Source organism: Streptomyces sp. NPDC031210 (assembly GCF_055570395.1).
Window position 1 is genome coordinate 1 of the sequence record NZ_JBVIHH010000002.1, and the last position, 14,596, is coordinate 14,596.

Here is a 14,596-nt window from a genome sequence, read left to right on the forward strand (position 1 = left end):
GGTTGATAGGCCAGATATGGAAGACCGGTAACGGTTGGAGTTGACTGGTACTAATAGGCCGAGGGCTTGTCCTCAGTTGCTCGCGTCCACTGTGTAGGTTCTGAAGTAACGACCTGTGTTGATGCCGGGTTGGTTAACTTCATAGTGTTTCGGTGGTCATAGCGTTAGGGAAACGCCCGGTTACATTTCGAACCCGGAAGCTAAGCCTTTCAGCGCCGATGGTACTGCAGGGGGGACCCTGTGGGAGAGTAGGACGCCGCCGAACAATTTTTGTGAAAAGCCCCGTGGGAACTTCGGTTCCCACGGGGCTTTTTCGCGTTCCCGAATGTTCCGGAGATCTCACGCCTAACAGCCCCGTCCGTATGCCGTATGCCGAATGGCCTCTGTGCTCCTGTGCTCCCCTGAGGGGGTTGCCGGTTATGGGTGCAGCGGCTCGGTGCCGTATTCGTGTCCCTCAGCAAGGTCGCAGACAATGCCTGTCGGGAATGGCAGCACATGGCTTCCACGCCTAGAACGTCTACGGCTGAGGACGCGACACATTGTTCGTGGCGCGTCCTCAGTGGTGCGGTGTGGTGTGGGGTGTCAGAGGCGGCCGGTGGCCTTCAAGGTGAGGTAGGCGTCGGCCAGGTCGGGGGCCAGGTGGGACGGGGTGGAGTCGATGACGGTGATGCCTCGGTGGCGCAGGCGGTCCGCGGTGCGGCGGCGTGCGGCGCGGGTCTGTTCGGCGGCGGCCGCCGCGTAAACGGCCTGGGGGGTGTGGCGGCCGGCGGCCATCTCTTCGATACGGGGGTCGGCCACGGCGGCGACGATGAGCTCGTTGCGCTGGGTGAGGCTGGGCAGCACGGGCAGCAGCGCTTCCTCCACGGGTGCCGCGTCGAGGCCCGTGAAGAGCACGATGAGGGACCGGCGGGGAGTGCGGCGATGGATCGTGGCGGCCAGGCCGCGGGCGTCCGCCTCGACGAGTTCGGGTTCGAGGGGCGCGAGCGCGTCGGTCAGGGCCGGGAGGAGGTCACGGGCGGCGCGGCCTTGTACGGAAGCCCGTACGCGGCGGTCGTAAGCGAGGAGGTCCACGTGATCGCCGGCGCGGGCGGCCAGGGCCGCGAGCAGCAGGGCGGCATCCATGGAGGCATCGAGGCGGGGTACGTCGCCGACGCGGCCGGCCGAGGTGCGGCCGGTTTCGAGGACCAGCAGGATGCGGCGGTCGCGCTCGGGGCGCCAGGTGCGGACGGCCACGCTCTGTCGGCGGGCGGTGGCTCGCCAGTCGATGGAGCGGGTGTCGTCGCCGGGCGCGTAATCGCGGAGGCTGTCGAATTCGGTGCCCTCGCCGCGGGTCAGGATGCTGGTGCGGCCGTCGAGTTCGCGGAGCCGGGCGAGCTTGGCGGGGAGGTGTTTGCGGCTGGTGAAGGGCGGCAGGACGCGCAGGGTCCACGGGACGTGGTGGTTGCCCTGCCGGGCTGCCAGACCGAGCGGGCCGTAGGAGCGGACGGTGACGCGGACGGCGTGGTGGTCACCGCGGCGGGTGGGCCGGAGGGTGGTGGTGAGCTGCCTGCGTTCGGCGCCCGGGACGCGCACGTGGTGGCGCGAGGCGCGGATGTCCGCTCCGGGCGGGAAAGCGCTGGGCGGCCAGGCGTCGCGGATGTCGGCGCGCAGGGTCCGGCGGTCACGGTTGGTGAGGGTGAGGCGGGTGAGGGCTTCGCCAGTTAGTCGAACTGTTGTGTCGCCGGTTCGGGTGAAATGGAGCTTTCGCACTGGCGCGGCGAGCGCGAGATCGCACAGGATTGCTATCAGCAGGGCGAGTTGGACGGTGAGGATGCCGAGCCAGCTTGGCAGAGCGAAGCCGACGACGAGGGCTCCGAGTGCGGCGATGAGGGCGGTGCGTCCGGTGAGGGCCACGGCGTCGTCTCAGCGGGGGACGGGGAGGTGGGCGAGTATGGCAGTGATGACGGAGTCCGCGGTGACTCCCTCCATCTCCGCTTCGGGGCGGAGCTGGACGCGGTGCCGGAGCGTGGGCAGAGCGAGGGCCTTGACGTCGTCAGGGGTGACGTAGTCGCGGCCGGTGAGCCAGGCCCAGGCACGGGATGTGGAGAGCAGGGCGGTGGCTCCTCGGGGGGAGACGCCGAGGGAGAGCGAGGGGGATTCACGGGTGGCACGGCAGATATCGACTATATAGCCGGTGACTTCGGAAGACACCGCGGTCTTGGCGACTGCGGCTCGGGCCGCGTCGAGGTCGGCGGCGGAGGCCACGGGGCGTAGTCCCGCGGCGGTGAGGTCGCGGGGGCTGAAGCCGTCGGCGTGACGGGTGAGGATGTCTATCTCGTCCTGCCGCGCGGGGAGAGGGACCGTCAGCTTCAGCAGGAAGCGGTCCAGTTGGGCCTCCGGCAGTGGATAGGTGCCTTCGTATTCGACGGGGTTCTGGGTTGCGGCGACGAGGAACGGTTCGGGGAGGGGGCGGGCGGTGCCGTCGACGGTGACCTGGCGTTCTTCCATCGCTTCGAGCAGGGACGCCTGGGTCTTGGGCGGCGTGCGGTTGATCTCGTCGGCCAGAAGGAGGTTGGTGAAGACGGGGCCGGGCTGGAAGGAGAACTCGGCGCTGCGTGCGTCGTAGACCAGGGAACCGGTGACGTCGCTCGGCATCAGGTCGGGGGTGAACTGGACGCGCTTGGTGTCGAGTTCGAGGGTGGCTGACAGGGCGCGTACGAGCAGGGTCTTGGCGACACCGGGGACGCCTTCGAGGAGGACATGTCCGCGGCAGAGAAGAGCGACGACCAGGCCGGTGACGGCAGGGTCCTGGCCGACGACGGCCTTGGCGATCTCGGTGCGCAGGGCCTCCAGGGAGGCTCGGGCACTGTCAGCGGTCGGGGTGCTCACGGGGGGCGTGCCTCTCTTGGGAAACGATCGAGGTTTCTAGTTGGTCGAGTTGGTCGGCCAGCCGCACCAGCGCCTTGTCGTCCGCGGGAGTTGGGCCGAAAAGCAGCGTGTGCGGGTCGGTTCCGGGGCCGGAGCCGGCGCTCAAGTGGGAGTGCAGAGCGGGGAGAAGGAGGTCGGGGGAGTGGGCGCGTGTGGGGGGCACGCCGAGGAGGGGGGCGAGCCGGGTGCGGGTCGCCGACCGTAGGACGGCTGAGGCGCGGTCGCGGGCGTTGGCCTGCTCGTAGAGGCGGGCGTGGCCTTCGGTGGTCTCCGCGGCCGGGACGGTGACGGGGAGCCGTTCGGGGACCAGGGGGCCGAGGCGGCGTGCGCGCCAGAAGGCGGCGAACGCGGCGGCGAAGCCGAGTTGGAGCAGTCCCCAGCTCCAGCCGGAGGGGAGGAGGTCAAGGAAATCGCGCTGGTTGTCTTCCTGGATGGAGGACGGGTCGCTTACGGAGGGGAGGTACCAGACCAGATGCTTGTGGGCGCCGAGGAGTTGAAGGGCCAGCGAGGCGTTGCCGTGTTCGGCGAGATGCTGGTTGTCGAGGAAGTCGGCCGAGCCGAGGAGCACGGTGTCGCGGCCGGTGGCGGGGGCCGGCAGGCGCAGCAGGGTGGGCAGGCCGCCGCTGACGTAGCAGCGGTCGGCGGGGGCACGGGGGGTGGCGTAGCGCAGGCCGCCCAGGAGGGCGTCGCCCGCCCGCCGGGCTTCGGAGAGGGGGCAGGCGGGCCGGCGGGCCGAGATGCCGACGGGCGACCGGGGCCGGACGCCGGGGGCGAAGGTGTCGAGGGTCGGGGCGCCGGGGGCGAGCAGGATGGTGCGGCCGGGGGTGTGGGTCGTGGCGGTGTGCAGGCCGGTGAGCTGCCTTTGGGTGAGCAGGTCGGGTTCGGTGATCAGGAGGGTGGTGCCGGGGCCGGACGCGGCGGCGGCTTCCTCGGAGGTGGTCACGACGTGCGTGGTGACGCCCCGGGCGGCGAGGAGGCGGGCGAGCGCCAGGCTGCCGGGGCGGTCCGCGGACCGGGGGTCGAGGCGGCCGTGCTGTTCGCCGGATTGAAGGGCGGCCAGGACGATCCCGCTCACGACGAGCAGGAGGAGGGCGAGCAGCGGCCCGCGGGAGCGGGTCCAGAGGCGGCGGGTGGGGAGCGGACGCGTGGTGCTGTCCGTCGCGGCCGTGGTCATCGGCGGCTCCCGGTGGGGGCGCCGGCCAGGTGGGGCTTGGCGCGTTGCAGGTCGGTGTCGAGGTCGGTCAGGAGGGTGTACTCCCGTTCCGAGCCGGGGCGGCCGCCGTATGTGACGTCGTCGAAGGCGCGGGCCGCGGCGCGCAGTCGGTCGGTGTGCGCGGGGAACGCCTGGCCGGCCTCGGCGGCTGCCTCGTCGGCGGTGCGGCCGGGGCCCGGTGTGAGCAGGGCCCGCTCTTCGAGGGAGAGGACGAGGGCGCGCATGCGGTCCTGGATCGCCGCGCTCCATTGGCTTTCGGCGGCGTGCCGGTCGGCGGTGGCCCGGTGCTCGGCGGCGGTGCGCGGGGTGTCGGTGAAGAGAGCTCCGGTCGTGGTGGGGGTGCGGCGTACGGCCCCCAGGCGCAGACGGAGGGCGATGACCAGCAGCAGCACGAACGCGGCGATGGCCAGGAGCCCGATCCAGCCGCCCGGTGTGGCGCCGGAGGCGGCCTGGAACAGGTCGTCGACGCGTTCCCAGAACCAGTTCAGGACCCGTTGGATCGGGTTGGGGTCGTGCTGGTGGTACCGCGGATCGGACAGCTCGCGCTCGGCCGCTTCGCGGGCCGGGGCGCGGGGCGTCCGCACCGGTATGTCGTCGCCGGTGCGCGATATGAGGCGTATCAACGCGGTGGTGCTCCCCCCAGTGATCACCGCATCAGCTTCCCGGTGCGGCGTCGCTCGGGCGCTCTTCGGAGTGGTCCGCGGGGGCCTCCCGACGGCCCGGGATGGCGCCGTCAGTGGCTTGTTCGCCGGGGGCCGCGCGATGCTCGGCCGGGGCGTCGGTCTCCGCGCGGGCGGCGGTGTCCTGGTCCGGCGCGGTGGCCGGGGCAGGGACGCCGGGGGCCGGGGCGGCGGCGCCGGGGGCGGCTGCCGGTGCGGCGTCGGCCGGCGGGGCGGGGCGCTGGGGGCGGGCTTGCGAACCGTAGTCGGGGAGGCCGGCGGCGCGGGCGAGTTCGAGGTCGAGTGCCTCGCGGCGGACGCGCTGGTCGATGTAGAGGAGCGCGGTGACTCCGGCGCTGATCGGGAAGGTGAGGGTCGAGCTGATGACGGCGCCGACGCCCAGGACGATCAGGAAGCTCCAACCGGTGGTGTTGCTGGTGCCGTCCGCCCAGTCCATGAGGGTCTCGCCGTCGATGAGGAAGGCGACGAGGGTGGCCGGGATCTGGATGATGAACTCGACCATGACGATCAGCACGTAGGCGAGGAGCTGGACGCCCAGCACCCGCCACCAGGCGCCCCGTACGAGCTTTGCGGACCGTCGCATGGAGGCGAGGACGCCCTGCTTCTCCAGCATCAGAGCCGGGGAGGCGAGGCTGTAGCGGACCCACAGCCAGACGCTCACGATCATCGCGGCCAGTCCGCCGAGGACGCTGAGAATCAGGCCGATGTCCCAGGTGCCGAGCGCGCTGACGATGATGCCGGGTGCCACACCGACCGCCACGACGGCCGTGAAGAGGAGGGGCAGCAGGACCAGCAGCCCCAGCAGGCGGGGGAGTTGAGCGCGGGCGTCCTGCCAGGCCGCCGCGGTGGTGACGGGGCGGCCGAGGACGGCGCGGCTGACGACCATCGTCAGCAGTCCGGTGGCGATGATCGTGGCGAGCAGCCCGATCAGCGAGGTGATGCCGGTGCCGGCGAGCTGGTCGCCGACGGCGCGCATGGTCTCGCCCAGCGCGGGGCCGGAGGAGTCCTCCAGGGCGGGCGGGCGGCCCCCGTCCCGGAACCACAGGCCGGTGACGAGGGTGACGGCGGTCTGCGAGACGACCGCGACGATCAGCGAGACGCCGAGCACGGTGCGCCAGTGGGCGCGCATGGTGGAGACCGCACCGTCGAGGATCTCGCCGACGCCCAGCGGGCGCAGCGGGACGACGCCGGGTTGCGCGGCCGGAGGGGTGGCGGACCAGCCGGTGCCCCATGGGGCTTGATGGCCGGGGCCGGCGGGGCCGTTCCAGCCGCCCTGGGTGGAGCCGGAGGAGGCGGCGCGGGCGCGGTCTCCGGCGCCGCCGTGGCTCTGCGGGCCGCTCTGACCGGGGATGCCGGTGGGCGCCGACCACTGTCCGGCCGGGGGCTGTTGCTTGGACCAGTTCGGCGGGGACGGCTGCTCGGCGGTGCCGGGCGCCTCCGTCTCGTCGGGCTGTCGGTCGGGCTGCTCCTGGGTGCCGCGGTCCGGCTCTTCGGAGGGGGTGGATCCGGGCGAGGCCCAGCCCGGAGAGTTGTTCATCGTCGCTCCTTCTTGCTGCCCGTCCGCCGAGGCGGTCGGGGTCCGGGGTCCGCGGTGGCAGTCATCGTGTCATGGCGTGTGCCGTTGTGGACGGGTGCCCTGAGAGGGAGGGCACCTTCTGTTGGAGGTGCTGTCGGCGGCAGACTGAGCAGATGGCCGATCAGCACGAGGTATCAGAGGTGGGCGTCGAAGCGCTCGCAATTCCGTCGTTGCGTTGGGAGGAACCACCCGAGGGACCCGTATTGGTGCTCCTCGATCAGACTCGGCTGCCGGCGGAGGAGGTCGAACTGGTCTGCACGGACGTGCCGGCGCTGGTGCAGGCGATCAGGACGCTGGCCGTGCGCGGGGCGCCGCTGCTGGGTATCGCCGGCGCTTACGGTGTCGCCTTGGCGGCCGCGCGCGGGTTCGATGTGGCGGACGCGGCGGAGACGCTGGCGCATGCCCGGCCGACCGCCGTCAATCTGGGGTACGGCGTGCGCCGGGCGGCTGCCGCCTATCACCGGGCGGCGGCCGACGGTGCGGAGCCGGAGGCGGGCGCGGTGGCCGCTCTGGCCGAGGCGCGGGCCCTGCACGCGGAGGACGCCGACGCCAGCAAGCGGATGGCGGAGCACGGTCTGGCGCTGCTGGGCGAGCTGCTGCCCGGGGGTGGTCACCGGATCCTCACCCACTGCAATACGGGTGCGCTGGTGTCCGGGGGCGAGGGCACCGCCCTGGCGGTGGCGCTGGCGGCGCACCGGGCCGGCGAGCTGCGCCGGCTGTGGGTGGACGAGACCCGGCCGCTGTTGCAGGGGGCGCGGCTGACCGCGTACGAGGCGGCGCGGACGGGGATGGCGTACACCGTGCTGGCGGACGGGGCGGCGGGGTCGCTGTTCGCCGCCGGTGAGGTGGACGCGGTGCTGATCGGCGCGGACCGGATCGCGGCGGACGGGTCGGTCGCCAACAAGGTCGGCAGCTATCCGCTGGCGGTGTTGGCGCGGTATCACCAGGTTCCGTTCGTGGTGGTGGCTCCGACGAGCACGGTCGACCTGGAGACGGCAGAGGGGGCGGCTATCGAGGTGGAGCAGCGTCCGGGGCATGAGGTGACGGAATTCTCGTTGCCGCACGCGCAGGGCGTCGGGGTGGAGGCGGGCGTCGGTATACCGCTGGCGCCGCTGGGGGCCCAGGCCTACAACCCGGCCTTCGATGTCACGCCGCCGGAGCTGGTGACGGCGATCGTGACGGAGGCCGGAGTGGTGTCGCCGGTCACCCGGGACTCGCTGGTGGAAGCGTGTTCCACGTCACGATGGAGTACGTCACGATCAGGTAATGGGATGATGGCCGAATGAAGGGACGCGTCCTGGTCGTCGACGACGACACCGCACTGGCAGAGATGCTTGGCATCGTGCTGCGCGGCGAAGGCTTTGAACCGTCGTTCGTGTCGGACGGCGACAAGGCGCTTGCCGCTTTCCGCGAGACCAAGCCCGATCTTGTCCTGCTCGATCTGATGCTGCCCGGACGGGACGGTATCGAGGTGTGCAGGCTGATCCGCGGCGAGTCCGGCGTGCCGATCGTCATGCTGACCGCCAAGAGCGACACGGTGGATGTGGTGGTCGGGCTCGAGTCGGGCGCGGACGACTACATCGTCAAGCCGTTCAAGCCCAAGGAACTGGTGGCTCGTATCCGGGCCCGGCTGCGGCGTTCGGAGGAGCCGGCGCCCGAGCAGCTCGCGATCGGTGATCTTGTCATCGATGTGGCGGGTCACTCCGTGAAGCGGGACGGGCAGTCGATCGCGCTGACGCCGCTGGAGTTCGATCTGCTGGTGGCACTGGCGCGCAAGCCGTGGCAGGTGTTCACTCGTGAGGTGCTCCTGGAGCAGGTGTGGGGTTATCGGCACGCCGCTGACACCCGGCTGGTCAATGTCCACGTACAGCGGCTGCGTTCCAAGGTCGAGAGGGACCCGGAGCGGCCCGAGATCGTGGTGACGGTGCGCGGGGTCGGCTATAAGGCCGGGCCCAGTTGAGATGAGCCGGGACGGTTCCGCCCCGGAGGCAAAGCGGGGGCGTGGTTTCGGCCCGGCAGGAGAAATGTCCTTTTCGAGCAAGTTGTCTGCCCGATTGCTGCGCGGTGGCCAGTTGCTGCCCGACGGTGCGGTGAGCGGCCCGGTCCATCCCCTGCTGCGGCTCTTCAGTCGCTGGGTGCGGCGGCCGCTGCTGTCCGCCCTGCGGCTGTGGCGCCGCAACATCCAGCTCCGCGTGGTCGCCACCACGCTGTTGATGTCGCTCGCGGTGGTTTTGCTGCTCGGCGTCGTGGTCGTCGGGCAGGTCCGTAACGGCCTGCTCACGGCCAAGGCCCAGGCCGCGCAGAGCCAGGCCGTGGGCGGCTTCGGTGTGGCGCAGAAGCTGGCCGACGGCGCCGGCGGCACCCGGCCCGACGACGGCGGCCGCGCCGGAAACCGCGGCACCCAGGACTCCGCGACCTGGCTGACCGGGCTGGTCGAACAGCTCGCCAGTGGTGGTCAGGGCGTCTTCTCCGTCGTGGCGCTCAGTTCCGACTCCGAGGAGCCGTTCGGCGACGCCAGCCCCGGCACCCGCGGCCCGCGCGCCTCCGGGGACGTCGACCCCGAGCGCAGCGTGCCCGCCGGACTGCGCCGGAAGCTGGACACCCAGGCCGGCACCTTCCGCGAGTACACGCAGATCAAGCGCATCGGGTCCGACGACGGCGTGGCCGCGCTGATCATCGGCAAGCGGCTCAACGACGTGAACAGCAACCAGTACCAGCTCTACTACCTCTTCCCGTTCAGCCAGGAAGAGGAGTCGCTCAAGCTGGTGACGGGCACTCTCGCGACCGCCGGGGTGTTCGTCGTCATCCTGCTCGGCGCCATCGCCTGGCTGGTGGTGCGCCAGGTCGTCACCCCCGTACGCATGGCCGCCGGGATCTCCGAGCGGCTGGCCGCCGGCATCCTCCAGGAACGGATGAAGGTCACCGGCGAGGACGACATCGCGCGCCTGGGCGAGTCCTTCAACAAGATGGCGCAGAACCTCCAGCTCAAGATCCAGCAGTTGGAGGAGCTCTCCCGGATGCAGCGCCGCTTCGTCTCCGACGTCTCGCACGAGCTGCGGACGCCGCTGACGACCGTGCGGATGGCGGCCGACGTCATCCACGAGGTACGCGACGAGTTCGACCCGGCCACCGCCCGCTCCGCGGAGTTGCTGCGCGGCCAGCTCGACCGCTTCGAATCGCTGCTCGCGGAGCTGCTGGAGATCAGTCGTTTCGACGCGGGCGCGGCCGCCCTGGAAGCGGAGCCGATAGACCTGCGCGACGTGGTGCACCGCGTCATCGAGGGCGCGGAGCCGCTCGCCGAGCGCAAGGGCACCCGCATCGAGGTGCGGGGCGCCGAGGGCCCGGTGATCGCCGAGGCCGACCCGCGCCGCGTGGAGCGCATCCTGCGCAACCTCGTCGTCAACGCCGTCGAGCACGGCGAGGGCCGCGAGGTCGTGGTGCGCCTGGCGTCCGGCGGCGGTCGCATCGGCGGCGCCGTGGCCATCGCGGTGCGGGACTACGGCGTCGGGCTCAAGCCCGGCGAGGCGACGCGGGTCTTCAACCGCTTCTGGCGGGCGGATCCGGCGCGGGCTCGTACGACCGGTGGTACGGGCCTCGGCCTGTCCATCGCCGTGGAGGACGCCCGGTTGCACGGCGGGTGGCTGCAGGCCTGGGGCGAGCCCGGTGGCGGTTCGCAGTTCCGGCTGACGCTGCCCCGTACGGCCGGGGAGTCGCTGCGCGGCTCGCCGATCCCGTTGGAGCCGGAGGACTCGCGGCGCAACCGGGGAGTGGACGAGGCGGGCCAGCCGCGCGCCGTCTCGGCGGGCAAGTCCTCCACGATTCCCGCTCAGCCGCGGGCTTCGGAACCGCGCGCCACGGCACGGCCGTCGGCCGATCCGGCGGCGCTTCCCGGCCAGGGTGCCCGCGTGGTGCCGCAGACCGGGGACGGGCGGACCGGGGACGGGCGGAGTGGAGACGGGCGGAGCGGGGCAGGGCCGCGCGGCGGGGAAGCGGCCGTCGGGGCGCCCCGCCATGAGGGCGGGGCCCGCGCGGCAGCGGAGCAAGAGGCCGTACGCGGCGAGGATCGGGAAGGCGGGGCGCGTGGACGCTGAGCGCGCGGAGGAGTGTGAGCCGGGCGCGCGGGGGCGTGCGCGTGCCCGCGAGGGAGCCGACGAGAGCGTCGGAGGCCGTGGCCGGGCCCGTTCGATGTCCCGGATGCGGAATCCGAAGCGGCCGCGGAGCCGGGCGGGGCGGAAGGCCGTGCTGCTCGGCTCCGCGGCGGCGCTGCTGGCCGGCTGCGCGTCGATGCCGGACAGCGGCGAGATCAGGGCCGTCGACCAGTCGCCGCGCGCCGAGGGCGAGTCGCAGGTGCGCGTCTACGGCGTGCCCCCGCAGGACGGCGCGCAGCCGACGAACATCGTCCGCAGCTTCCTGGACGCGACGACCAGCGACGAGGCGGATTTCCGTACGGCGAGTCAGTATCTGGCCAAGTCGGCCAAGCGGACCTGGCGGCCGTTCGTGGTGACGAACGTGCTCCAGGAGCGCCCGAAGCCCGAGCCGAAGGCGCAGCCCAACCGCGAGGACGCCCACGGCTACACCGTCACGCTCTCCGGCAGCCAGGTGGCGACGGTGGACGGCAACCACGCCTACACGCCGGAGGAGAAGCCGTACCGCCGGACGATCCACCTCATCAAGGAGGGGGACCAGTGGCGCATCGACCGGCTGCCCAACGGGCTGGTGCTGGGGCAGTCCGACTTCCAGCGGATCTACCGCTCGGTCAACAAGTACTACTTCGCGTCGTACAAGTCGGAGTCGGGGGAGCCGAAGGCGGGCAAGAACGTCCTCGTCGCCGATCCGGTCTACCTGCGGCAGCGGATAGAGCCGATCACCGCCAGTGTGGAGGCGCTGCTGTCCGGGCCGACCGACTGGCTGGACCAGGTCACGACCTCGGCGTTCCCGCCCGGCACCCGGCTCGCCGCGCGTGACCTGTCGCTGGACGACTCCAACGCGCTGCGGGTCAAGCTCAGCAAGCAGGCGGTGAGCGCCGACGTCACCCAGTGCAAGCGGATGGCGGCCCAGCTCTTCTACACCGTTCAGGACATGACCCGGGCGTCGAAGATCAGCGAGGTGGATCTCCAGGACGAGGGCGGCGACTCGCTGTGCGCGCTGACCCAGGAGCAGGCCGACCGCGATTTCGCCCCCTCCCGGGGGGCCGGCCGCGCGGCCAAGGAGTACTTCATCGACGCCGACCACAAGGTCGTCGCCATGTCGGACGCCGCCACCGAGCCGACTCCGGTGCGCGGACCGTTCGGCACGGGCCGGACGCCGCTGCGTTCGGTGGCGATCTCGCGCGGGGAGAACACCGCGGCGGGGGTGTCGAGCGATGGCCGGTCGCTGTACGTGGCCGGTATGGAGGACGGGATCGAGCGCGGCGGTCCGCTGCTGACCAGCGGTGCCGTGGTCAAGGGCCCGCAGGACGGCCTGACCGCGCCGAGCTGGGACGGCCTGGGCGATCTGTGGATCGCCGACCGTGACGCGCACGGCTCGCGGCTGCTGCGGATGCGCGAGGGCAAGGGCGACCCCGAACAGGTCGCGGTGCCGGGCCTGGGCGAGCGGCGGATCAAGGCGATCCGGGTCGCCTCGGACGGCATCCGGATCGCCGTCCTGGTCGAGGACAAGGGGCGTACGACGCTCCAGCTCGGCCGGGTGGAGCGCGGCGGCACCCCGGCGCACCCGGTGCTCTCGGTGCGGGAATTGCGCCCGATCGCGCCGCAGTTGGAGGACGTGGTCGCCGCGTCCTGGGCGGGCGGCAGCAGGCTGGTGGTTGTCGGCCGGGAGTCCGGCGGGGTGCAGCAGATGCAGTTCATGGAGACCGACGGCTCGGCGTCGAACGCGCAGACGCTGCCCGGGGTCAACGGCGTCAAGGCGGTGGCCGCCTCGGAGGACGAGAGCAGGCCGCTGATCGCGGACGCCGCCGAGGGCATCGTGCGGCTGCCGCTGGACGCGAACTGGAAGACCGTGGCGAAGGACGGGTCGGCGCCGGTCTATCCGGGCTGAGGGCGGGTTCCTCGCCGCTGAGGCGCGGGCCGCCGGCGGTGGGCGCCGCGGCCGCGGAATCCGGGTCCAGGCCGCGGAATCCGGTCCGGCCGCGGGGAGTCCCGGTGCGGCCGGTCGGAGTCCTGGTCCGACGGCGCGGGAGGTCCCGGTCCTGCCGGTCGGGGTACCGGTCCGACGGCGCGGGAGTCCCGGTCCTGCCGGTCGGGGTACCGGTCCGACGGCGTGGGAGTCCCACGCGGCGTCCGCTCGTTGTCCCCATCCGGCCGGTTATCCACAGGGGTGGCCGGCGCGCGGCCGCGGCGGGACAGTTGAGCCATGCGGGGGGTATGGCGGGAACTGACGGGACTGGTGCTGCCGGTCGACTGCGCCGGGTGTGGGCGGCCGCGTACGGAGCTGTGCGGGCGGTGCCGGCGGGTGCTGTCGCGGGGCGGGCGCGGGGCGGGGCGGGTGCGGCCCGCTCCGGTGCCCGCCGGGTTGCCGCGGGTGTGGGCCGCCGCGCCCTACGCGGACGAGGTGCGGGCGGTGCTGCTGGCCCACAAGGAGCGCGGTGCGCTGCGGCTGGCGGGGCCGCTGGGGTCGGCGCTGACCGGGGCGGTCCGGGGCGTACGCGCCGGTGGTGCGGGGCGGCGGCGGGCCGGGGGTGGCGGCGGGCCGCCGGTGCTGGTGCCGGTGCCGTCGGCGCGGCGGGCGGTGGCGGGCCGGGGCCATGACCCCGTACGCAGGATCGCGCGGGCCGCGGCAGCCGAGCTGCGGCGGGCGGGGAGCGGCGCGCGGGTGCTCGCGGTGCTGCGGCAGCGCCGGATGGTGGCCGACCAGGCGGGGCTGAGCGCCCGGGAGCGGCTGGCCAATGTCGCGGGTGCCCTGGAGGTGCCGGGCGGGGCCGGGAGGCTGCTGGTGGGGCCGCCAGTGGTGCTGGTGGACGACCTGATGACCACGGGGGCCACGCTGGCCGAGGCGGCGCGGGCGGTCGCGGCGGCGGGTGGCCGGGTGGCCGGAGCGGCGGTGGTGGCGGCGCCCCGTGCCGCCTTCGTCCTCCGCCGGAACTGAACGAGAAAGTTCAACGTTCCTGGTATGAGGCCCAAATTTCACCCAAACGGAGTTGGAGGCCCCGAGGGGGTGCCGACACCCATCCAGGCGAGCTATGTTCGGTTGTGAGGACTTGGCGGGTGCTTTGCCTCGAATGTCGTGATGCACGCGTTCAGGGGAGTTTTCACCGATCCTGATGACGTGGGAGTGGAGAGCTCGCCCCCTGGGGAGGAGGAGGTGAAAGTCGCCAAGTCCGAGGCTTCGGCACCCACCGGAGCCTGGTGCAAGAAGGCATCGCTCCGCTTTTCGGGCGGGGCGATCCGGGAACGGAGTTCTGCGTGGACATCGTCGTCAAGGGCCGCAAGACCGAGGTGCCCGAGCGGTTCCGCAAGCACGTGGCCGAGAAGCTGAACCTGGAGAAAGTCCAGAAGCTCGACGGCAAGGTGATCAGCCTGGACGTCGAGGTGTCCAAGGAGCCCAACCCGCGACAGGCCGACCGTTCCGACCGGGTGGAGATCACCCTTCGCTCCCGTGGCCCGGTGGTCCGGGCGGAGGCGGCCGCGGCAGACCCGTACGCCGCGCTCGACCTGGCTACCGCCAAGCTAGAGGCGCGTCTGAGGAAGCAGCACGACAAGCGCTTTTCCCGTCGCGGCTCGGGTCGCATCCCGGCGAGTGATGTCGCCGTCAGCGTCCCCGACGCCGCGCACCTGACCCCCAACGGCGAACTCGCCGCCGAGCGGGAGACCGAGTCGAAGGTGCCGATCAAGAAGGTGGGCTCCCTGGAGGTCCAGGGTGAAGGCCCCCTCATCGTCCGCGAAAAAACGCACTCCGCGGCACCCATGACGCTCGACCAGGCGCTCTACGAGATGGAGTTGGTCGGTCACGACTTCTATCTCTTCGTCGACGCCGAGACCAAGCAGCCCAGTGTCGTCTACCGGCGGCACGCCTACGACTACGGCGTCATCCACCTCAATCCCGACTCCTACGGGGAGGTTCAGCCCGGCGGCGCGGGCGGCGCGCTCGGCGGCTGACATCCGTTTCGCTCGGTGGCCCCGGCGTGCGCCGGGGGGACCACCGCGCCTTCGAAAAACAAGAGGTGGAACCATCCAATGTTTTTTTCCGCCAGGGAGGATGTGAGCACCAAAAAGCAAAACGCCC

At 72.1% G+C, this 14,596-nt stretch carries 11 protein-coding genes and 1 rRNA gene; 7 read left to right on the forward strand and 5 right to left on the reverse strand.

Features of this window, described 5'->3' with window-relative positions; translation table 11 throughout:
• The first annotated feature begins 148 nt into the window (after window positions 1-148).
• Window positions 149-265 (forward strand): 5S ribosomal RNA (gene rrf / locus ACZ45Z_RS03830).
• A 317-nt stretch (window positions 266-582) separates the two neighbouring features.
• Here rrf and ACZ45Z_RS03835 read toward each other — a convergent pair.
• From ACZ45Z_RS03835 to ACZ45Z_RS03855, 5 genes are read right to left on the reverse strand one after another with little or no spacing between them, the layout of a single operon-like run.
• Window positions 583-1,893 (reverse strand): DUF58 domain-containing protein, encoded by a 1,311-nt coding sequence (locus ACZ45Z_RS03835; protein ID WP_468355603.1) that lies wholly within the window; start codon window positions 1,891-1,893, stop codon window positions 583-585.
• Between the two features lie 9 nt (window positions 1,894-1,902).
• On the reverse strand, window positions 1,903-2,868 hold the full coding sequence (locus ACZ45Z_RS03840) for an AAA family ATPase (RefSeq protein WP_468355606.1): 966 nt from the start codon (window positions 2,866-2,868) through the stop codon (window positions 1,903-1,905).
• Complete coding sequence (locus ACZ45Z_RS03845) at window positions 2,849-4,081, reverse strand: DUF4350 domain-containing protein (protein ID WP_468355609.1); 1,233 nt, start codon at window positions 4,079-4,081, stop codon at window positions 2,849-2,851. Before ACZ45Z_RS03845 ends, ACZ45Z_RS03840 begins: the two co-directional genes overlap by 20 nt.
• The gene (locus ACZ45Z_RS03850; protein ID WP_468355612.1) at window positions 4,078-4,770 is read right to left on the reverse strand and encodes a DUF4129 domain-containing protein; all 693 of its coding nucleotides are present in this window, start codon (window positions 4,768-4,770) and stop codon (window positions 4,078-4,080) included. The genes ACZ45Z_RS03845 and ACZ45Z_RS03850 overlap by 4 nt, the downstream gene beginning before the upstream one ends.
• A 4-nt stretch (window positions 4,771-4,774) precedes the next feature.
• Window positions 4,775-6,337 carry a DUF7847 domain-containing protein gene (locus ACZ45Z_RS03855; protein WP_468355614.1) on the reverse strand — a complete coding sequence of 521 codons (1,563 nt, stop codon included), beginning with the start codon at window positions 6,335-6,337 and terminating at the stop codon, window positions 4,775-4,777.
• A 152-nt stretch (window positions 6,338-6,489) separates the two neighbouring features.
• Between ACZ45Z_RS03855 and mtnA the strand changes: the two genes are divergently transcribed.
• The 6 genes from mtnA to hpf all read left to right on the forward strand — a co-directional run bounded on the left by mtnA (window position 6,490) and on the right by hpf (window position 14,469).
• Window positions 6,490-7,662 (forward strand): S-methyl-5-thioribose-1-phosphate isomerase, encoded by a 1,173-nt coding sequence (mtnA, locus tag ACZ45Z_RS03860; RefSeq protein ID WP_468355617.1) that lies wholly within the window; start codon window positions 6,490-6,492, stop codon window positions 7,660-7,662.
• Window positions 7,659-8,336: a two-component system response regulator MtrA gene (gene mtrA, locus ACZ45Z_RS03865; RefSeq protein WP_189104499.1), complete on the forward strand. Its 678-nt coding sequence runs from the start codon at window positions 7,659-7,661 to the stop codon at window positions 8,334-8,336. The genes mtnA and mtrA overlap by 4 nt, the downstream gene beginning before the upstream one ends.
• Window position 8,337: 1 nt before the next feature.
• The gene (gene mtrB, locus ACZ45Z_RS03870; protein ID WP_468355621.1) at window positions 8,338-10,467 is read left to right on the forward strand and encodes an MtrAB system histidine kinase MtrB; all 2,130 of its coding nucleotides are present in this window, start codon (window positions 8,338-8,340) and stop codon (window positions 10,465-10,467) included.
• Between the two features lie 103 nt (window positions 10,468-10,570).
• Entirely contained in the window at window positions 10,571-12,412 is a 1,842-nt protein-coding gene (locus tag ACZ45Z_RS03875; protein ID WP_468355624.1) for an LpqB family beta-propeller domain-containing protein, read from the forward strand.
• A gap of 315 nt (window positions 12,413-12,727) precedes the next feature.
• On the forward strand, window positions 12,728-13,459 hold the full coding sequence (locus ACZ45Z_RS03880) for a ComF family protein (protein WP_468355627.1): 732 nt from the start codon (window positions 12,728-12,730) through the stop codon (window positions 13,457-13,459).
• Between the two features lie 317 nt (window positions 13,460-13,776).
• Window positions 13,777-14,469 (forward strand): ribosome hibernation-promoting factor, HPF/YfiA family, encoded by a 693-nt coding sequence (gene hpf, locus ACZ45Z_RS03885; protein ID WP_468355630.1) that lies wholly within the window; start codon window positions 13,777-13,779, stop codon window positions 14,467-14,469.
• The last annotated feature ends 127 nt before the right edge of the window (window positions 14,470-14,596 follow it).